A 19,428-nucleotide genomic window follows, 5' to 3' on the forward strand; every position below is an offset into this window, starting at 1 on the left:
TCGGCTTGTCCGAGGCGGAGGGGGCGTTTCAGGTGGCCTGCCCCACCCACCACTTCGTGGTCCCCCCTCCCCGTAAACAGGGAGGGATGTGCGAGTCAGTCCAGTCGGTCCCTTAGATAATGACCGGCTGCCGCCTTGTCATCCCTCGCGAAGGCTCTTTAGCGTTTTTCGGCGGGGTGTTTTTCGGCATAAAGCGCCAGCACGGCCTCGGCGGCGCGGCGGGTCTCGTCCAGCGGGGTGTATTTCCACGCGCGCAGTTCGCCCGACCATGGACGGGCGGCGCCGTATGCCTGAAGCCCCTGATGAAAGCGGCCGAACTTGGCCCCGGCATTGCGGGCATCCATAGGCAGGATGTGCACCGGCTTGCCCGTCGCGGCGGCTTCGGTGGCCATGTTGACCGAATCCTCGGTGACGAGGATGTGGTCGGCGGCGTCGAGGAAGGCGAAATAGGGGTTGTCCCCCGGAGTCGAAGCGTGTCCGTCGTAGATCAGGCCGTCGAGGTCTTTCAGCCCCTCGGTCAGCACCTTGCGCGCGTCTTCGGGGGTGCGGCGCGAAACGCTGAGGAGCAGGGTCGCTTTCTTCGGCTTCACCGCCGCACGAATCTGCTGAACGAGGGTTTCGGCGCGGGCGGCGGATATGTCGTGGCTTTTGGAGCGTCCGCCGATCAGGGCGGCGACGAAGGGACCTTCGAATTTGGAAAGACTTTCGGCCCACGGCGCGGCCTCGCGGCTGAGGCGCTCCGCTGTGACGCGGTGGGTCGAGCCCAGCAGCGACAGGACGTTTTCGCCCTTCACCTCGTCGTGCCTGGGCGCGATGACCATGTCGAAGCGATTGGAGGGCAGGCGCGGGTCCTGAAGCTGCACCACCAGCGTCTTGCCCTGAGAGCGACGGCGCAGGCGCAGCGAATGGGGCAGGGTGGCGCGCCCGGCGGCGATCCAGATGTCGGGGTAGGGCGGGCCGATCAGGTCGGAATCGCGCTTGAGCATGACGTCCGGCCACAGACGCATGGCGGTGGGCCAGCGGTCGAACATCCGGCGATAACGGATATGACGCACGACGATCTGGGTGGGGGTAAGGGCGGCGATGGCCTCGGCCAGTCCCAGCACCTGATTATGGATGCCGGCGCGACCGTCCGACACCGCCCAGACGATCAGGGGGCGGTCCGCGGGAATCTTCAGCGATTCTTCGGTCGTGACGGGTGCGTTGAGCACAGCGGACACCTTCCTTGCCGAAGGCGAGGTATGAAATATGCCAAACTCCGGCGACGGGTTTTACCGAGCCGGAGTTTGTCTATATCGAGAACACATTCCGATCATCAGACCGCAATGTGAGAGGATTTTAAATCCATTCGACCTTGAGGATTTCGTAGGCCTTGACGCCGGCGGGGGTGTTGACCTCGACCACGTCGCCTACTTCCTTGCCGATCATGGCGCGCGACAGCGGCGAGGTCAGCGAGATGCGCCCCGCCTTGACGTCGGCTTCGTGCTCGCCGACGACCTGATAGCGGCCTTCTTCCTCGGTGTCTTCGTCGACCACGGTGACCGTGGCGCCGAATTTCACGTTGTTCCCCGACAGCTTCGAAACGTCGATCACCTGGGCGCGGCTGATCTTGTCCTCGATCTCGGCGATCTGACCTTCGATCCAGCCCTGACGTTCCTTGGCCGCGTGATATTCCGCGTTTTCAGACAGGTCGCCGTGCGCGCGCGCTTCGGAGATCGCGGCAATAACGGCGGGACGCTCTATAGACTTCAAACGCTTGAGGTCTTCGTCGAGGGCCTTATAGCCCGCGGCGGTCATCGGCACTTTTTCCATGTGCGATTGTTTCTGAAACACCCTGAGTTAAAGATAATAGAACCGGCAACGGTCGAGGGTGCCTGCGACCGGCCGGTAAGCCTGTGATAAAACTGACCCGCTTGCCGCGCGCTGTCCAGAGCGCACATGCGAAGCGGGGGACGCTTCTTAGCCTAAATCGGCCGAAAAAACAAATCCTGTTTCAGATAGGGATTTAAGGCGTCGTAAACAGCCCCAACTGTGAAATTTTTACACGTTTCAGTTCGGCGGGCACGGGCTTGTCCGCTGACGGCGGATCGGTGACGACGAAGCGAAGACGCAGGCCCCCTGAAACGGCCTGAGGCAGGCGGAAGCTGTGGGTGACGGCCTTCTTGGTCAGTGCGTAGGCGCCGACCTTTGCGTCATTGGCAAAGACCGTAACCTGAGACGGGCGTCGGGTGTTCAGGGTCAGGCGGATTTCGCTGCCGGCGGGGGCGGACACCTCTTCCGGCAGGGTCAGGATGCCGCTGTCCCCGCGCGTCCAGATGCCGGTTTCTTCGGCCAAAGCCCAGTCCGCGCCGAACCCGCAGGTCGAGGGCTTGTCTCTTGCCACGTCCTGCATCTGGTTGAGAGGAAAGGTCGGATAGACGGGGGCGCGGCCAATCGTCGCGGCGCTGGCCGGTGGCAGGATCCAGTAACCGTCCAGTTCGCGAAGACGCAGCCGCAGCGCTGCGGGCGGCGGACAGGGATTGAGATAGACGTAAAGCTGATCGGGCCGGGCTTCCCCTTTGAGGAACCGGCTGTAGCCTTCAAACTCCAGCGCCTCCTGACGCAGGTCGGGACGGGCGGCGTACATGGTGTTGACCGGCACCCCGGCTGAAACGGCGCGATAGGTGACCTCGTAGAAGCGCGGCAGGCTGATGTGCGGATTGGGCGGGACGAAATTGACCTGCGTGCTGGCGCCGATCAGCTTTTCCCATTCCGTACGGGTAGCCAGGGTCAGCACCGTACGGTCGGAGGCGCGCGCCGTAATCCCTTTGATATAGCCGGCAAAAGCGCCGACATCGAGAAGCTGCAATCCGACAGCGGCCCCCAGCAGGATGTGGCGTTTCGGCGAGCGGTAGACGACGATGAGGCTGAGGAAGACCAGGGTATAGGCGACCGGCCAGAACAGGCGACCGGACGCCCGGATGACACCAGCGACAGGCACGGCAAATTCGGGCAGCGGGATATCGACAAGGGTCTTGCCGAAGATTTGAATTTTGGTGGAGACCGCGAGAACAGTGAGCACAATCAGCACCCATTTCAAAGCACGGGCGCGGGCGAACACGTCGGCGGAAGCCTCGGTCACGGGCGTCTCTTCCCCGGACTTGCGGGCGCGGCGGGTCAGCCACCAGGCCGTGCCGATCAGCAGCAGTATGCCCACGCCGAGATACTGGAAGCCTTCGAAGGCCTGACGCGGCTCCTGTTTCGGCAGGAAGGACAGAAAGGACGGCAGGCCCGACGGGTTGAACGGCGCGTCCAGCCCCATGGAATAGATGCCGAAGCCGTCGCCCGCCGGGCTGGTGCCGGAAAAGGCCCCGCCGGCCCACAGGGCGGTCAGGCTCAGGGCCGCGCTGACGACGGCGGCCGCCGTCAGGTATGTCAGGGCCGGTAGATCGCGCGCGCGCCGGATACGCGACAGGGCCTGCACCTGATCCGCGCCCCAGATGAACAGGCAGATGATCAGCAGATAGGGGTGCACGAGCGAAGCGACGGTCAGGTTGGCGGCCCAGCCGATGGCCTTGCCGCGCGGCGTGTGAACCTCGAAATAGACGTAGAGCGACCACAGGATCAGCCAGTGCGCGAAGAGCGTGTCGTGGCCGATTCGGTTATACAGGGTGGGGAGCAGGCACAGCAGCAACGCGCCGCCCAGAGCCGCCCACGGACCGGGCGCATGGCGCTCCACAAGTCTGAGGGCGAAGACGTATTGCAGGCACAGGCACAGCAGGAACCACGGACCGATAAACTGGAAATCCGCCGGCAGCAGCGGGCTGATCAGCTTCAGCGGTAACGAAAAAAGCGGGTTGGAGTCGGTATAGAGGATGCTCAAACCCGTGGGGTGGGCCAGCAGGTCCTGATGGTTGAAACCGTCGGCACCGTTGCGATAGGCGTGCCATCCGAGAAAATGCTGCGCCCAGTCGCCGCGCATCAGCCAACCCGTATTGGTCGGGTCGAGAATGGCCGGGTTGAAGAAGATGAAGAACAGAAACAGGGGCGTGCCGAACAGCGCCAGGCGATAGGGCACGGATTGCGAACTGTCGGGCATGTCATCCTCACGGTATGTCAAACGGCAGGCGTCCGCGCAGTTTGAAACTCACGCAACGTCTTGTCTTTCCGGACATGACCGCCCCCTCGGCATTATGTAGTCTAAAGAGCGGTGTGTCGTAAAACAAGCATGGCGAATTAAAAAAGCCCGCCATTGAGACGGGCTTTTTATCATTTCTGCGGGGCCTGCTGGCCGGCGGTGATGCCGGCGGGCTGAGCCTTCACGGCGGCCTGAGCCTCGGCGATTTTCGCCTTCTTCTCGGCCTCCTGCTTTTCGCGCACGGCGGCGTCCTCGATCGTCAGGCGGAACAGCTTCATACCCCATTGACGTTCATCGTCACCACGGCCCAACTCTTTCAGCGACAGCGGGTCGCGGACGATGAAGGTCACCTTCATGTCGGGACGGTTGAACACCGACGGCGGCAGCGGAATGTCCTGATAGGAGCGGATCTTTTCCAGTTCCATCGTCGCGCGCTTGCGGCCGTTGATCAGGACATCGACCGTCATGGGGCGGAAGAAGCTCTTGGCCACCAGACGGATGGACGGTTTGACCGGACGGGCGTCGTCCTCGAACTGGATTTCCTGAATGGGAATGACCAGTTCGGAGCGCTTGCCCAGCGTCCACGCGCCGTCGGCTTCGGGGGCGGCCCAGTTCTTGTCGAGCAGGCACGAGCCCTGATTGAGGTAGCCGAAGCCCATGCGCGCCTTGATCGGCTTCCATTCCGGCAGGTCGAGGGACAGGTTGCGCATCGACTGCGGCGGGATGATCCACACGCCGTCGACCTCGCGCATCAGCGGCTGGAGATTGGCCGGGGCGATGCACTGGTTGAGGAAGACGTAGAGGTTGTCGTTGTTGATCTTGCCTTCGAGATAGGCTTCGCGGCCTTTCAACTCGATGGCGCGCTGTTCGACATTCTCGCGCGCCTGATACATGGTGTTGACGTAGCGTTGCTGCGACACGGCGCGCCAGGCGATCTCATAGAACAGCTTGTCGTTCAGGTGGACCTGCGCCGGATAGAAGTCCACGCCCCTGGCGCCGGAAATGAGCTTGTCCCAGATGGGGTCGGGGGCCTGATCGAAGATGACCGTGCTGGTGGCCAGTTCGGTCTGCTTGCGCATGGCGGCGATGAAGCCCTGCAGGTCGATCAGTTGCACGACGATGACCAGCGGCAGGGCGACCTTCATCACCTTGGGCCGCGACTTGTAGACGATGACCAGCGCGATCAGGATCAGCGTGTAGGCGATGGGCCAGAAGAAGCGGCCCGAGGCGCGCAGCACGGCCAGCTTTTCCAGCAGGTATTTCGGCAGCGGCAGCTTGAGCAGGACGATGTCGTAAAACTGCACATGGTGCGAGATGGCGATGACGAACAGGCAGATGAAGGGGATGATCAGCGGCTTGGCGCTGTCGATAAAGGGACGCGCCTGACGGGCCGAGAAGGTGATCTGGTACAGCAGAAGCGCGCCGAACAGCAGGCCCAGTATGCCGAGGCCCATATACTGATAGCCTTCGAAATACTGCCCCATATCCTGCGGATGGGCCTTGATGAAGAAGGAGAAGTCGGGTTGCACCGGGTTGAACGGCGCGTCCAGACCCATCGAATAGAAGCCGAAACCGCGCGCTTCGGCCGAGGAGCCCGAATAGGCCCCTGAAATGCCGAGCGCGATGAAGGGACAGATGAAGACCAGCGCCGCGTCGCGCAGGATGGTCAGCACGCGTTTGCGATCCATGGCCTTTGCCGCCGGCAAGAAGATGCGCAGCACGTCGGCGCCCCACACGGCGGCCATCATGAACAGCATATACGGGTGCAGGAAGCCGGTCAGGCCGAGCGCCGTGGCGTACCAGATGTTCTTCCTGCGCTCGTCCCTGACGTTGAAGAAGATCCACAGGGTCCACAGAATCAGAAAATGCGCCACCAGCGTATCGTGGCGCATGCGGTAATAGAGGGCGGGCAGCAGCGACATGATGATCGCGCCGGCCAGAGCCGACCACGGCCCCGGCGCATGCGGACGCACCAGCTTCCACGCGAAAAAGAACTGCATCACGACGCAGAGCAGGAACCACGGCCCGATAAACTGGAAGTTATCGGGCAGGAGCGGGCTCAGCGCCTTGAAGATAAAGGAAAAGAACGGATTGGAGTCCGTATAGATGATCGATATGCCCGTCGGCCAGGCCAGCAGGTCCTGATAGTTGAACGGCCACGCCCACGGCACGTTGCGGAAGGCGTGCCAGCCCAGCACGTGCTGGCCCCAGTCTTCGTCCAGCAGCCAGCCGATCCGCGTCGGATCAAGAATTTCAACGTGGAAAAACAGGCTGAACAGGAGAAAGGGCATCGCCACGGTCAGGAGGCGGCGGGCCCAGGTCACGACATGCGGAAAATAGGACGGGATACGAATGGGACGGCTCTATCGATTATGATGGGATAGGGTCAGCAAAATGTGCGGCGCATCATAGCGAAATCGCCGCACATCACAAGTTGCGTGATCAAACCTTAAATCAGGGCAAAATTCAGGTCAGGACAAAATTCAGGCGCGATTCCTTCCGAAACCGCGCCTCAAACGTTTTTTATCGGAGACCTCAGCCCAGAATGGCGTCCAGCCTGTCCAGCATGAAGGTCCAGCCGTCACGGGTGCGGTCGGCATAATCGGCCCATTCGAGGCGCATATCGTGGGTGAGCGTCAGCCGGCAACCGCTTGCCGTCTCCGCGATGCGAATCGTCACCCGGCTGTCGCGCGGGTCGCTTTCACCGGCTATGCCCCAACTGAAGCTGAGGCGGTGCGGGGTTTCGATCTCATAGTAATGACCGATATGGTCGATGGCCTGACCGCTGCGTTCCACCTTGAACGAAAACGCCCCGCCGGGCACGGGGTCGAGATCGACGCCCAGCAGATGTTCGTCGCGCACCTGAGGGCCGACGATGAAGCGGCTGACCATGGCCGGGTCGAGCCAGGCGGCGAAGACTTTGGCGGCGGGGGCGGTGAAGTCCTTTTCGACCGTCACGGCGACGGTGTTGTGTTCGCGCCCGCCCAGCGCCCGTTCGTAGTCGGCCTCGACCCCGGCGAAGGTGGTCCAGAAGGGACGCGGACCCAGGCCCGACAGCGCGTCTTCCAGAAGATCGAGATGGGTATGCCAGCCGCCGGTGTGGTTGCGCATCTGATGGCGCACGGCCGTCGGATGGGTGTGGGTCAGGCGCAGCAGGACGCGGTCGCCCACGGGCTTCAGTTCGATGGTAACAGTGCCCGTTTTTTCCGGCGGGGCATTATCGTGATCGGGCCAGGTGAAGACGAGACGATGCGGCGGCGAAACCTCCAGCACCTCGACAGTGAAGCACACGGGTTCGCGCATCACGGCGAAGCGGTCCGGGGCGACTTCGCCCGACAGTTCGGTGTGGTTGAAGGTCATCGTATGGCGGCCCGTGCGCGTCATGTCGCCGGCCATGATCCATCTGGCGCGTTTTTCGCCGTCGGCTACGTAGGACCAGACGCGCGCCATCGGGCCGGGCAGCAGGCGTTCGAACACCAGCGTGCCGTCCTCGAACAGCTTGCCGTCGCGGCGCGGGGTCACATCGGTCTTTTCAGTCAGGCTCATCCGGATTCTCCGTCATCAACAGGGTTTCAAGGGTATCGAGCGCCTGCGTCCAGTGGCGGCGGGTGCGGGCGATCCACGCATCCATCTCGTCCAGCCCGTCGCGGTTGAGGCGATAGATGCGCTGTTGCCCGCGCACCTCGACCGTCACGAGGTTGGCGGCCTTTAGCGCATTGAGGTGCTGGGAGATGGCGGGCTTGGACAGGGTGAACCGCGCGGCGATATCGCCGGCGGCCATCTGAGGCGCTGAGGCCAGATGCTCGACGATCTTACGGCGCGTGGGGTCGGCAAGGGCGATGAAACTGTCCATGCGGTAATAATTAAGTTATAACTTAATTAAGTCAATTCAAAAATGATGCGGTGTTGACAGAGCGGCGTTCTCACCGTTTCCTCTGTGTCGGGAGGGCCTTGCCATGACTGTGTATCGCCGGATGCGTTTGCCGTTGTTGATTGCGGGAGCGGTGCTGATGCTCGCCGCCTGCGCCACACAGGGTGCTGCACCCGCCGCGCCTACGGTGCCGGGCTTCTGGATGGGGCTGGTCCACGGCGCCATCGCGCCCTTCGCCCTGATCGGCCATATCTTCGATCACGACATCCGCATCTACGCCATGCCCAACAAAGGGGGCTGGTACGATTTCGGCTTTCTGCTCGGCCTGTCCTTCATCTGGGGTGGGGGCAGCGCGGGTGCCGCCAGCCGCCGCAGCAAGTATGACTAGGCAAGGCGTCTTTCGCGGAAATTTGTTTTGCGGAATGCCCTTCACAGCGAAAAATAAGAAAGAATTTCTCGAACTTCGGGGGGATCATCCAGGGAGAAGGAACCGCCATGCCTGCTGCTACGCCTTTGACGAATGAACAGATTGCCGACCTGTCCCGGACCCTGCCGCTGTGGGCGGTGGAGGACGGCGGCAAGGCGATCAAACGCGATCTGAAGTTTGCCGATTTCTCGGCCGCCTTCGACTTCATGACCGAGGTGGCGGGCGTCGCCGAAGTGATGGACCACCACCCGGAATGGTCGAATGTCTATGACAAGGTATCGATCCGGCTGAGCACCCACGATACGGGCGGGTTGACCGACCGCGATCTGGAACTGGCTACGGCCATCGACGCCGCGGCGGCTAATTTCAGGACGACATAAGAGGCTTAGGGATGGATACACAGGCACAACCCGCGCGTCACGGCATCATCGGCGGCTATGTGCCCGACCGTCCCGACTGGACCATCCCGCAGAACTGGGGGGCCTACACGACTACGGAACACGCCACCTGGCGCACCCTGTTCGAGCGCCAGATGCAGACGATCGGAGGCCGCGCCTGCGCCGCCTATATGGACGGGTTATCGCAACTGCCGATCACGGCGGAGGCCATCCCTGACCTCGACGATCTGAGCGAAGTCCTGTACCGCCGGACCGGCTGGACGGTGGTGGCCGTTCCCGGCATGGTGCCGAACGCCGTCTTTTTCGATCATCTGGCCAACCGGCGCTTTCCGGCGGGGCAGTTCATCCGCGATGGGCGCGAACTGGACTATCTGGTCGAGCCGGACGTCTTTCACGACCTGTTCGGTCACGTGCCGATGATGATGAACCCGGTCATGGCCGACTTCATGCAGGCCTATGGCGAAGGCGGATTGCGTGCCGAGAGGCTGGGGGTGCTGGACCGGCTGGCGCGGCTCTACTGGTACACGGTGGAGTTCGGTCTGGTCGAGGAGGCGGGCGGCGTGCGCATCTTCGGGGCCGGGATATTGTCGTCCTTCACCGAGACGCGGTTCGCGCTGGAAAGCCGGTCGCCCAACCGTATCGGTTTCGAGCTGGCGCGCGTCATGCGCACCGTCTACCGCATCGATGATTTTCAGGAGGGGTATTTCGTCCTGCCGTCGATCGATGCGCTATTGGATTTCGCTCGGATGGACTTCGGGCCGGTCTATGCGGCGCTGGCCGGGCTGCCGGATTTGACGCCGGGCCGGATCGAAGCCACGGACCGGGTATTTCACAAGGGCACGGGGGAGTATCATCGATCCTCCTCCCCTGCGTAGCGGGGGAGGTGGCGAGCAAGCGCAGCGCGTCGAGACGGAGGGGGCAAAACTTGAAACAGAAAGCCTGTTTTTAGTAGAAGAACCCCCACCACCACATCTCACTTGCTACGCAAGTTCGTGCGGTCCCCCTCCCCAGCAAGCTGGGGAGGTATGAAAGACCGACTACTTCCTCTGATCGGTCGATTTATCGCGGGCGGTCTTGAATTCCGAGGTCGGGCGCCATTGCGGCCATTCGCGTGAATTGGCCAGTTTCACGCCGATCTGATAGTAGAGCGTCACATCCTCGACCATCCCGGCCATGTCCCAGTCCGCCGACCATTCGTCGTCGGCCTGATGGTAGCGCTTCGAGCGATAATCGGCGTCTTTCGCCTTACCCGCTTCGATGCCGCCCTTGATCAGGTCCTTGCCGCCCTTGGCATACAGCATCGGCACGCCGCGCTTGACGAAGGGGAAGTGGTCCGAACGGAAGAAGTAACCGGCTTCCGGCGTTTCGTCCGGCGACAGGATGCGGTTCTGCGCCCTGGCGAAGCTCCCCAGATCGTCTTCCAGCGACGACTGGCCATTGCCGACGACCACGATGTTCTTCGTCGCCCCCGACACGTTCAGCGCGTCCATATTGATGCCGGCGACGGTCTTTTCCAGCGGATAGACGGGGTTCGACGCGTAATATTCCGAACCCAGCAGGCCGCTTTCTTCGGCGGTGAAGGCGATCATCACCACGCTGCGTTCCGGCTTGGGAGCCTTTCCGAACGCGCGGGCCAGTTCGAGCAGGGCGGCAATGCCCGTGCCGTTATCGACCGCGCCGTTGAAGATTTTATCGCCATTGGCGTCGGGCGCGCCGATGCCGATATGGTCCCAGTGCGCGCCGTAGACGACGGTCTCGTCGGCGTGCTTCGTGCCGGGCAGGCGTGCGATGACATTGTGCGAAACGATCTCCTTCGCCGTCACCTGATAGCTGCCGCTCAGCGTGGTCTTGAGATCTACCGGCTTGAAGTCTTTTGAGCGCGCGGCGACCTTCAGCGCTTCGAGGTCAAGCCCGGCATTGGCGAACAGGGCCTGCGCTGCCTCGGCCGACAGCCAGCCTTCGAGGCCGGTGAACGACTTCGACGGATCGGGGCGGACGATGTCGAACTGCGGGCCGCTCCACGAATTTTTCACCGTGGTCCAGCCGTAGGAGGCCGCTGCCGTGTCGTGGACGATGAGCACGCCCGCCGCGCCGTGTTTGGCGGCTTCTTCGTATTTATAGGTCCAGCGGCCGTAATAGGTCATCGCCTTGCCGCCGAACGTATTGGCTTCTGGGGCGTAGAAGTCCGGATCATTGATCAGGACGACGACGATCTTGCCCTTCACGTCGACGTCCTTGAAGTCGTTCCAGCCGCGCTCAGGGGCCGTGACGCCGTAACCGGCAAAGACCAGAGGCGTGTCCTTGAAATTGACGTCCCCCAGCGCGCCGCGCGTCGAAACGACCACATCCGTGCCGGGGGTCAGGGGGGTCGTCTTACCGCCGGTGGTCAGCGAGACGGCGGGGTTCTGCACCGTGAACTGACGCAGTTGCACGGCCTGGGTCCACACGCCGTCCTTGCCCCCCGGCTGAAAGCCCGCTGCCGCGAAGCCTTTGGACAGATAGTCGATGGTCAGGGGTTCGGCGGGCGTATTGATGCCGCGGCCTTCGAAGCTGTCATCGGACAGCGCCTTCACATCGGCGGACATGCGCTCGCCGGAAATGTCGGGCGCTTTCGGAGCGGCGAGGGCGGGAACGGAGAGGCACAGGGCCAGAAGGCTGGCTGCCATAAAGGGGCGGAGAGACATGCGGGGAAATCCTTAAGTTTCAAATGAAGCTAAAGGCCTCAGAGCGGGTGTCAAGGTGCCGCCTTATTCATGCCCGGCTTATGGTGCTTTTCGCTTTCCTGACTGCATCTTTATCTCCGCCTACCCCATTGTGGAGACCTGCGGACGGATCGTCCTCACGCCTTTATTTCTTCCGATAGCTGAATTTCGACACGTTTCTTTCCGGCGGTATTTTGCGCCGGGCCCGATCCGACGACGCTGGTTTTTTATGCGAAGGGTTCGCCATGCTTCAAGACAAGCATTTTGCCGTCGAAACTGAGGCCCAGAGCCTTCAGGATATTCTTGACCGTGCGCGCCGTAAAATGGACGCCGGTTTGGCGCGGGTGGCGGTGATGGGCAATTTCCCGCCGCGTCAGTGCGGTCTGGCCACCTTTACCCGCGACATTTATGCCTGCCTGCACGAGGCCCTGCCGGCGGCGCGCTTCGAAGTGATCGCCATGGACGACCACGCCGGGCCCTACGCCTATCCGCCCGAAGTGACGCGCCATGTGCCGCAGGACGATGCGGCGGCCTATCGTCAACTGGCGGCCGACCTCAATGCGGCGCGGATGCAGGTCCTGTTCGTGCAGCACGAATTCGGCATCTTCGGCGGCCCGGCGGGGGCGCATCTGCTGGAATGTCTTGAGCGCGTGACCATGCCGGTGGTGACGACCCTGCACACCGTGCTGGAAAACCCCAACCCGGATCAGCGTCGCGTCATGGAAGGGCTGATCCGCCTGTCCTCGACCCTGATCACCATGGCGCACAAGGGGGCGGACATTCTCAAGCGCGTCTATGGCGTGCCGGAGTCGCAGATTCTGGTCGTGCCGCACGGCGCACCGGGCCGATCGCTGCGCCCGACCTCGGAATTCAAGGCGGCGCTGGAGGCCGAAGGGCGTCCGGTCATCTCGACCTTCGGGCTGCTATCGCCCAACAAGGGGATAGAGACCATTATCGAGGCCCTGCCGGCCATTTCCGAAGCCTGTCCGGACGTGCTGTATTTCGTGGTCGGCGCGACCCATCCCAACCTGATCCTCAATGAGGGTGAGGCGTACCGGGAGAGCCTCATCGCGCGGGCGAAGGAACTGGGCGTCGAAGACCATATCCGCTTCATCAACCGCTTCATGTCCGACAACGACCTGATCGACGTGCTTCAGGCCACCGATGTCTATGTCACGCCCTATCTGACGGAAACGCAGATCACGTCGGGAACGCTCAGCTACGCGCTGGCCGTGGGCAAGCCGGTGGTGTCGGCCCCTTACTGGCACGCCGTCGAGGCGCTGGCCGACGGGATCGGCGTGGTCTGTCCCTTCCGCGACAGCGCGGCTTTTGGAGCGGCGATCATCGACCTGCTGACCGACGATGCGAAGCGTCAGGCCATGGCCGAGCGCGCCTATGCCGCGGCCCTGCCGTCGCGCTGGAGCGCCGTCGCCGCCGCCTATACGAGCCGCGCCGGGAGCGACATTCGCACCAGGGCCCCGGTTATCCGCGTCGCGCCGTCGATCGGTTCGGCCCCGGCCTGGCGTGCCGTACTGCGTCTGTCCGACGATTGCGGCATGGCCCAACACAGCCGCTACCGCCTGCCCGACCGGGCGCACGGCTACTGCACAGACGACAATGCCCGCGCCTTGATGATGATGGCGCGACGGGCGAAGTTCGAGCGTTTCGACGAATATCGCATCGACCTGACTTACCGCTATGCGGGTTTCGTCAACCACGCCTGGAACGGCGACAACGGCCGCTTCCGCAACTTCATGGGCTTTTCGCGGCAATGGCTGGACGAAGGTGGTTCCGACGACTGCTGCGCGCGCGCGTTTGAATCCCTGATCGAGGTGGCGCGTTCCCCCCTGCCGGACGATATGCGCGAATGGGCGCGCGAGCTGGCGCAGCGCGTTCTGCCGCACGTCGAAAGCTGGGACTCGCAGCGCGCCCGCGCCGTAGTGCTTCGCGCGCTCGACGCCGCTATCGGGCATGTCGGCGAAGCGTCAGAGGTGCTGAGGGTGATGGCCGACATCGCCGCGCCCCTGCACGCCGGCTATCGTCACAACGCCGCCGAACATGCCTGGTTCGAGCCGGCCTTGTCCTACGACAATGCGCGCCTGCCCGAAGGCTTGCTGCTGGCCGGTCATCGCCTCGGCGATACCCGCAGTGTGCAGGACGCGATGAGCGCCCTGGTGCGCATCATGGGGCTGCAAACCGCCGAAGACGGCCATTTCCGCCCCATAGCGACGCGCGCTTTTGCCGCCGGGCAATCGAGTGACGGCGGTCGTGAAGCCCTATTCGATCAGCAGCCTCTGGAGGCGCAGGCCTCGCTCGAAGCCTGCCTGACGGCGTGGCGCGTCACCGGCGAAGAGACGTGGAAAGCGCAGGCTTTGCGCGGCTGGCAGTGGTTCCGGGGCGAAAACGATCACGGACTGAGCCTGATGACCGACGACGGCGGCTGTTTCGACGGGCTGACGGTGCACGGGCTCAACCAGAATCAGGGCGCGGAGTCGGTGCTGGCCCTGCACCTGAGCTGGTGCGCCCTCAAGGACGCCGGTCTCTGATTTTGTAGACGTGTATTGACTGAATCCTGCGGGGGAAGCGTGCCTATGAAAGACATCAAATATAGCGACATCGTGCTTACCGCCAGTCCGGAACGGGTAGTGCTTAGACCCTTTACCGTCTCGGTGGAGCCCTACAATACCGCGCTTGGCACCATGTCGCGTGCCGAGCGCATCTGCCGCTCGCTGCTCAAGCTGACGCGCGACGAATGTTGCGCCGAACTGGACAGCGTCGGTCGCGACTTTGTCGGCCGTCACCTTCAGGCGCGCGCCATCTTCCTCGACCGCTTCAAGGCGATCAAGGGCATGATCGGCCGCGCCATCGAAGGTATAGAGGAGATAGACGAAGACCATGCCGCCCTGATCGGCGCCTATTTCTGTCAGGAATATTCCTTCGAAGCGGCGGCGATCATGAACCCGTCGGTGGTCGTGCATCCGGACCAGAACGGCACGCCCGAAGGCGCGGTGCGATTTCTGATGTCGGTGCGCACAGTGGGCGAAGGGCATATCTCGACCATCTCCTTCCGCGAAGGCGTCTTCCACGGCGACGGCACGGTCAAGCTGGAGCCGGATTCCGACTTCATCGTAGCGGCCAGGCCGGCGCAGGGCGCGACCGACGGACCAGTGACGCTGATGCGGCATAAGGTCTGTTCGGTGTCGGGCACGGTCATCTTTCCGGTGACGCGGGCTCAGGCGAACGGTCTGGAGGACCTGCGCATGGTGCAGTTCACCGACGAAGACGGCGATACGACCTATCTCGGCACCTACACCGCCTATTCCGGGCGCGAGATCGGTTGCGAACTGTTCGAGACCGAGGATTTCGACACCATCTACCTGACGCCGTTTCGCGGACTGGCGGCGACGCACAAGGGGCTGGCCCTGTTCCCGCGCAAGATCAACGGGCGCTATGCGGCGATCGGGCGGCTTGATCACGAAAGCCTCTACTATCTCGAAACCGACGACCGCATGGTGTGGAACTACGGGGACCGCATCGTGTCGCCGAAATTCCCCTGGGAAATGGTGCAGATGGGCAATTGCGGCTCGCCCATCGAACTGGACGCCGGATGGCTGGTGTTTACGCATGGTGTCGGGGCCATGCGCCGCTATTGTCTGGGGGCGGTGCTGCTCGATAAAAACGATCCGCGTCAGGTTATCGGACGGTCGAAGACGCCCATCCTGTCGCCGGACGAAGGCACGCGCGAAGGCTATGTGCCGAACGTCGTCTATAGCTGCGGGGCGATGAAGCACGGCGACTGGATATTCCTGCCCTATGGCGTGGCCGATTCCTCGATCCGCTTCGCTTCGCTGAAGGTGTCGGACATCCTTCAGCACCTGCGGCCCTTCTGATGGACGGCAGCTTTCCCCTTTCGGAGACCCTGGCGGATGCGAGTGCGCAGGCCAAAGCCTGTGGTCTGCGTTACGTCAATGACCGGCGGCCCGGTTTTACGCGGCGTCGGTACGGCAAGCGCTTCGTCTATTTCGACACCCGCGGCGAGCGGATCGAAGATGAGAAGGCGAGGGGGCGTATAGATCGGCTGGCCATTCCGCCGGCATGGAAGGACGTGTGGATATGCCCCTTTGCCAACGGCCATATTCAGGCCACCGGCACCGACGCCAGGGGACGCAAGCAATACCGCTATCACACCGAATGGCGCAGCGTGCGCGACGCCACCAAGTTCGGCCATATATTGCGCTTCGGCGAGGTGCTGCCACGTATCCGCGCCGCCGTGCGCGCCGATATGGGCAGGCGTACCCTGAGCCGCGAAAAGGTGCTGGCCACCGTCGTCTACCTGCTGGAAAAAACGCTGATCCGCGTCGGCAATGACGAATATGCCCGCACCAACAAATCCTACGGCCTGACCACGCTGAAGGACGAGCACGTCTCGGTCGAGGGGCAGAGCGTGCGTTTCCGCTTCACGGGCAAATCAGGCAAGGCATGGAACCTGAAACTGACCGACCGTCGCGCCGCCGCCGTCATCCGCCGGCTTCAGGACCTGGGCGAGCAGGAATTGTTCGCCTGGGTCGATGCCGATGGCCGGGTGCACGACGTCACCTCTTCGGACGTCAACGCCTATCTGAAAGAAATCAGCGGCGAGGCGGTGACGGCCAAGGATTTCCGCACCTTTACCGGCACGGTTCTGGCGGCGCTGGCGCTGCAGGCCTTCGACGCCTTCGAGACCCAGACCCAGGCCAAGCGCAACCTGAAGGCCGCCATCGAAGACGTGGCGCGGCGGCTCGGCAATACGCCCGCCGTGTGCCGCAAGGGCTACGTCCATCCGGAGGTGATCAACGCTTATCTGGACGGAGCGTTAAGTGCGCAGATCGTCGATATCATCGACTCCGAGCTAAGCGCCGCTTCGGAACTCGACCCCGATGAGGTGATGGTGCTGGCGTTTCTGAAAAAGCGCCTGTCGGTTCAGGCCTGAATTTCCGCCAGCAGCCGGCTCAGGCTGTCGAGATTGACCGGCTTGGTCAGGTGGTGGTTGAAGCCGGCGTCGAAGGCGGCCTGACGGTCGCTGTCCTGCCCCCAGCCGGTCTGGGCGATGACCACCGTATCGTGCAGTTCAGGGCGCTTGCGCAGTTCGCGGCACACATCGTAGCCGTTCATGCCCGGCATGCCGATGTCGAGCAATATGACGTCGGGGGTTTCGTTCGCTGCGGCGTCCAGCGCCGCGACGCCGTCGTGCACCGTGCGCGTGCGGTGACCGATCAGGTCCAGCATCCAGCTTGTCGTTTCAGCGGATTCGCGGTTGTCGTCGACCACCAGCACATTGAGCGTCTTCGCCGCCTGCATCGTGCCTGCCGGATTATCCGCCCCTTGCGGCGCCGGGGCCAGAGGCAGGCGCAGTTCGAAGGTCGAACCGCGGTTCTGCCCCTCGCTTTCGGCGTGGATGCTGCCGCCATGCAGCGACACCAGCTTTTGCGCCAGGGCCAGCCCGATGCCCAGCCCGCCCTGCGCACGGTGGATGTTGCGATCGACCTGGGTGAACAGTTCGAACACCCTGGGCAGCATGTCGGCGTCGATGCCGAGACCGGTGTCGCTGACGCGCAGTACGGCCTGTCCGCCGTCACGGCGCAGGCTGAGCCCGATGCGCCCGTCTTCGGGGGTGTATTTGGCGGCGTTGTTGAGCAGGTTGGCGACGATCTGCGCCAGTCGCGTCAGGTCGCCATCGACCCACAATTCCTCATCCGGCAGGTCGAGCGCAAAGCTGTGCCCGGCCTGATCGATCACGGGGCGGGCCGTTTCCACCGCCGCCTCGACCACTGAACGCAGGGTCAGGTGCTCGCGTTTCAGCTCGATCTTGCCCTGACTGACGCGCGACACGTCGAGCAAATCGTCGACCAGGCGCACCAGATGCGTCATCTGACGGTCCATCATGTCGCGCACATTGCCGGCCATCGGGCTGTCCGGGGCCATGCGCAGAATCTGCAGGCCGTTGCGGATCGGGGCCATCGGATTGCGCAGTTCGTGCGCCAGCGTGGCGAGGAAGACGTCCTTGCGATGATCGGCCTCGCGCAGGGCTTCCGACGTACGCTGGATCTCGTCCGTCTGGGCCTGAAGCGCATCGCGTTGCTGGGCGATCTGGCGGCGCTGTTCGTACAGTTCGACGAAGATCTCGACCTTCGATTTGAGGATATCGCCCTCGATGGGCTTTTGCAGAAAATCGACGGCTCCGGCTTCGTAGCCGCGGAAGCGGCGCTCGCGCCCGGCGGTGCCGGCGGTGAGGAAGATGATAGGGATGCGGCGCGTGCGCTCGGCCCCGCGCAAGGTTTCGGCCAGTTCGAAGCCGTCCATCTCCGGCATCTGAACGTCGAGCAGGGCCAGGGCGACTTCCTGTTTGAGCAGGATTTCCAGCGCCTCGACACCCGAACGCGCCTTGAGCAGTTGAAGGCCCTCACGCCGCAGCAGGGCTTCCAGCGCCAGGAGGTTCTCGTCGAGATCGTCGACCAGCAGAATGGGAACGGGCGCGGACATCATGCGGCCACCTTCAGCAGTTCGACGGCAATACGGTCGAGCGGCACTATCTGCGCCTGCGGGCACAGGTCGCGTGCGGTTTCCGGCATCAGACGCGCGTAGGCGGCTTCGGGCGACTGGATCAGGCCGCGCCCACCCTGAGCCACGACAGCGCGCAGACCGGCCGCGCCATCTTCATTGGCGCCGGTGAGAATGATGCCGGTCAGGTTCGCGCCATAGACGTCCGCCGCCGTTTCGAAGAGGACGTCAATGGACGGTCGCGAGAACCACACCGGCGCTTCATTAGACAGGGCGATGCTGAAATCCGGTTCGACCAGCACATGATAGTCGGGCGGCGCGAAATAGATGGTGCCGGGCTCGATAGGCGCCTTGTCTTCGGCTTCGACGACGCGCATGCGGCACTTTTCCGCGAACAGTTCGGCCATGACGCTGGGCTTGTTCGGCGGCAGGTGGATGACCACCAGCACGGCGCAGTGGTCGGACGGCAGTTGCGGCAGGACGTTCAGGAGGGCTTCCACCCCGCCGGCCGATGCGCCGATCACTATTGCCTTATTCACCCCCTTGTTCATGCCGCTTCCCGCTTCTGATACAGGCGTTCGTCACGCGAAAATTCGTCGAAATTGCCGCTCTGGCTGGTGAAACGCAGCGTCTCCTTCGAGCCCAGCCCCAGAAACCCCTTGCGCGACAGCGAGTCGGCGAACAGGTTCACAGCCCGGTTTTGAAGTTCGCGGTTGAAATAGATCAGCACATTGCGGCAGGACACGAACTGCGTTTCGGCAAAGACGGCGTCGGTGACCAGCGAATGGTCGGAAAAGACCACGCGCTTGCGCAGGGACTTGTCGAACGTGGCCGCGCCATAGGCCGCCGTGTAGTAGTCCGACAAGGACGTTCGCCCTCCCGACAGGCGGTGGTTCTCGGTGAACAGCCGCATACGGTCAAGGTCGTAGACGCCCGCCTCGGCCTTGCGCAACGAATCCTGATTGATGTCGGTGGCGTAGAACAGGGTGCGTTCCTCCAGCCCTTCTTCACGGAACAGGATGGCGAAGGAATAAAGCTCTTCCCCTGTCGAGCAGCCGGCAATCCATATCTTCAACGACGGGTAGGTCTTCAGATGCGGCACGACCTTTTCGCGGATGACACGAAAATGGGCCGGGTCGCGGAACAGCTCGGACACCTGCACCGTCAGATAGCTCATCAGCGTGCCGAGCATATTTTCATCGTGCAGGACCATGTCCTGCAGCATGGAGATCGAACGGCAACCGAACTGATCGCGCGCCTGCAACAGGCGGCGCTTGATCGAGGCCATGGCGTAGCCGCGAAAATCATAGTGATATTTGAGATAGATCGCTTCCAGGAAGAGGCGGATCTCTATGTCCTCGATCTTGTTATGCACC

At 62.9% G+C, this 19,428-nt stretch carries 16 protein-coding genes; 6 read left to right on the plus strand and 10 right to left on the minus strand.

Annotated elements, in window-relative coordinates:
* Nucleotides 1-158 precede the first annotated feature (158 nt).
* The 6 genes from LH365_RS03370 to LH365_RS03395 all read right to left on the minus strand — a co-directional run bounded on the left by LH365_RS03370 (nt 159) and on the right by LH365_RS03395 (nt 7,970).
* Nucleotides 159-1,211 (minus strand): mitochondrial fission ELM1 family protein, encoded by a 1,053-nt coding sequence (locus LH365_RS03370; RefSeq protein ID WP_226744797.1) that lies wholly within the window; start codon nt 1,209-1,211, stop codon nt 159-161.
* 127 nt (nt 1,212-1,338) lie between these two features.
* A complete protein-coding gene (gene greA, locus LH365_RS03375) occupies nt 1,339-1,812 on the minus strand; it encodes a transcription elongation factor GreA (protein WP_226744798.1) in 474 nt (157 codons plus the stop codon).
* 193 nt (nt 1,813-2,005) lie between these two features.
* Nucleotides 2,006-4,078, minus strand: coding sequence for a DUF6311 domain-containing protein (locus LH365_RS03380; RefSeq protein ID WP_226744799.1), 2,073 nt, complete (start codon nt 4,076-4,078; stop codon nt 2,006-2,008).
* Between the two features lie 170 nt (nt 4,079-4,248).
* Entirely contained in the window at nt 4,249-6,441 is a 2,193-nt protein-coding gene (locus LH365_RS03385; protein WP_226744800.1) for a DUF6311 domain-containing protein, read from the minus strand.
* Nucleotides 6,442-6,652: 211 nt separating this feature from the next.
* Nucleotides 6,653-7,663: an SRPBCC domain-containing protein gene (locus LH365_RS03390; RefSeq protein ID WP_226744801.1), complete on the minus strand. Its 1,011-nt coding sequence runs from the start codon at nt 7,661-7,663 to the stop codon at nt 6,653-6,655.
* Nucleotides 7,650-7,970, minus strand: a complete 321-nt coding sequence (locus LH365_RS03395) for a metalloregulator ArsR/SmtB family transcription factor (protein WP_226744802.1) — start codon at nt 7,968-7,970, stop codon at nt 7,650-7,652. The genes LH365_RS03390 and LH365_RS03395 overlap by 14 nt, the downstream gene beginning before the upstream one ends.
* A gap of 103 nt (nt 7,971-8,073) precedes the next feature.
* Here LH365_RS03395 and LH365_RS03400 point away from each other — a divergent pair, with 103 nt between their 5' ends.
* From LH365_RS03400 to phhA, 3 genes are all read left to right on the plus strand, one after another.
* Nucleotides 8,074-8,376, plus strand: coding sequence for a hypothetical protein (locus tag LH365_RS03400; protein ID WP_226744803.1), 303 nt, complete (start codon nt 8,074-8,076; stop codon nt 8,374-8,376).
* A gap of 107 nt (nt 8,377-8,483) precedes the next feature.
* Nucleotides 8,484-8,795 carry a 4a-hydroxytetrahydrobiopterin dehydratase gene (locus tag LH365_RS03405; RefSeq protein WP_226744804.1) on the plus strand — a complete coding sequence of 104 codons (312 nt, stop codon included), beginning with the start codon at nt 8,484-8,486 and terminating at the stop codon, nt 8,793-8,795.
* Between the two features lie 11 nt (nt 8,796-8,806).
* Nucleotides 8,807-9,688, plus strand: a complete 882-nt coding sequence (gene phhA, locus LH365_RS03410) for a phenylalanine 4-monooxygenase (protein ID WP_226744805.1) — start codon at nt 8,807-8,809, stop codon at nt 9,686-9,688.
* A 162-nt stretch (nt 9,689-9,850) separates the two neighbouring features.
* On the opposite strand, the gene LH365_RS03415 is transcribed toward phhA, so the two are convergent.
* On the minus strand, nt 9,851-11,497 hold the full coding sequence (locus LH365_RS03415; protein ID WP_226744806.1) for a M28 family metallopeptidase: 1,647 nt from the start codon (nt 11,495-11,497) through the stop codon (nt 9,851-9,853).
* Nucleotides 11,498-11,760: 263 nt separating this feature from the next.
* Between LH365_RS03415 and LH365_RS03420 the strand changes: the two genes are divergently transcribed.
* Genes LH365_RS03420 through LH365_RS03430 form a run of 3 tightly spaced genes read left to right on the plus strand, consistent with a single transcriptional unit; the run spans nt 11,761 to nt 16,484 of the window.
* Complete coding sequence (locus LH365_RS03420; RefSeq protein WP_226744807.1) at nt 11,761-14,061, plus strand: glycosyltransferase family 4 protein; 2,301 nt, start codon at nt 11,761-11,763, stop codon at nt 14,059-14,061.
* Between the two features lie 45 nt (nt 14,062-14,106).
* Nucleotides 14,107-15,405 carry a glycoside hydrolase family 130 protein gene (locus LH365_RS03425; protein ID WP_226744808.1) on the plus strand — a complete coding sequence of 433 codons (1,299 nt, stop codon included), beginning with the start codon at nt 14,107-14,109 and terminating at the stop codon, nt 15,403-15,405.
* Nucleotides 15,405-16,484 (plus strand): DNA topoisomerase IB, encoded by a 1,080-nt coding sequence (locus LH365_RS03430; protein WP_226744809.1) that lies wholly within the window; start codon nt 15,405-15,407, stop codon nt 16,482-16,484. Before LH365_RS03425 ends, LH365_RS03430 begins: the two co-directional genes overlap by 1 nt.
* On the opposite strand, the gene LH365_RS03435 is transcribed toward LH365_RS03430, so the two are convergent.
* From LH365_RS03435 to LH365_RS03445, 3 genes are read right to left on the minus strand one after another with little or no spacing between them, the layout of a single operon-like run.
* A complete protein-coding gene (locus LH365_RS03435; RefSeq protein ID WP_226744810.1) occupies nt 16,475-18,037 on the minus strand; it encodes a response regulator in 1,563 nt (520 codons plus the stop codon). The two genes, LH365_RS03430 and LH365_RS03435, sit on opposite strands and share 10 nt — an antisense overlap.
* Nucleotides 18,034-18,603, minus strand: coding sequence for a chemotaxis protein CheB (locus LH365_RS03440; RefSeq protein ID WP_226744811.1), 570 nt, complete (start codon nt 18,601-18,603; stop codon nt 18,034-18,036). The genes LH365_RS03435 and LH365_RS03440 overlap by 4 nt, the downstream gene beginning before the upstream one ends.
* A complete protein-coding gene (locus tag LH365_RS03445; protein ID WP_226745436.1) occupies nt 18,600-19,427 on the minus strand; it encodes a protein-glutamate O-methyltransferase CheR in 828 nt (275 codons plus the stop codon). Before LH365_RS03445 ends, LH365_RS03440 begins: the two co-directional genes overlap by 4 nt.
* Nucleotide 19,428: the final 1 nt, after the last annotated feature.

The organism is Asticcacaulis sp. AND118, assembly GCF_020535245.1.
Classification (GTDB): Bacteria; Pseudomonadota; Alphaproteobacteria; order Caulobacterales; family Caulobacteraceae; genus Asticcacaulis.

What these genes read in the sequence shown, in the direction of transcription:
- greA (WP_226744798.1), bottom strand. Translation starts at nt 1,812, where the DNA reads ATGGAAAAAGTGCCGATGACCGCCGCGGGCTATAAGGCCCTCGACGAA.
- LH365_RS03440 (WP_226744811.1), bottom strand. Translation starts at nt 18,603, where the DNA reads ATGAACAAGGGGGTGAATAAGGCAATAGTGATCGGCGCATCGGCCGGC.
- LH365_RS03420 (WP_226744807.1), top strand. Translation starts at nt 11,761, where the DNA reads ATGCTTCAAGACAAGCATTTTGCCGTCGAAACTGAGGCCCAGAGCCTT.
- phhA (WP_226744805.1), top strand. Translation starts at nt 8,807, where the DNA reads ATGGATACACAGGCACAACCCGCGCGTCACGGCATCATCGGCGGCTAT.
- LH365_RS03430 (WP_226744809.1), top strand. Translation starts at nt 15,405, where the DNA reads ATGGACGGCAGCTTTCCCCTTTCGGAGACCCTGGCGGATGCGAGTGCG.
- LH365_RS03380 (WP_226744799.1), bottom strand. Translation starts at nt 4,078, where the DNA reads ATGCCCGACAGTTCGCAATCCGTGCCCTATCGCCTGGCGCTGTTCGGC.
- LH365_RS03435 (WP_226744810.1), bottom strand. Translation starts at nt 18,037, where the DNA reads ATGATGTCCGCGCCCGTTCCCATTCTGCTGGTCGACGATCTCGACGAG.
- LH365_RS03425 (WP_226744808.1), top strand. Translation starts at nt 14,107, where the DNA reads ATGAAAGACATCAAATATAGCGACATCGTGCTTACCGCCAGTCCGGAA.
- LH365_RS03415 (WP_226744806.1), bottom strand. Translation starts at nt 11,497, where the DNA reads ATGTCTCTCCGCCCCTTTATGGCAGCCAGCCTTCTGGCCCTGTGCCTC.
- LH365_RS03390 (WP_226744801.1), bottom strand. Translation starts at nt 7,663, where the DNA reads ATGAGCCTGACTGAAAAGACCGATGTGACCCCGCGCCGCGACGGCAAG.
- LH365_RS03405 (WP_226744804.1), top strand. Translation starts at nt 8,484, where the DNA reads ATGCCTGCTGCTACGCCTTTGACGAATGAACAGATTGCCGACCTGTCC.
- LH365_RS03395 (WP_226744802.1), bottom strand. Translation starts at nt 7,970, where the DNA reads ATGGACAGTTTCATCGCCCTTGCCGACCCCACGCGCCGTAAGATCGTC.
- LH365_RS03400 (WP_226744803.1), top strand. Translation starts at nt 8,074, where the DNA reads ATGACTGTGTATCGCCGGATGCGTTTGCCGTTGTTGATTGCGGGAGCG.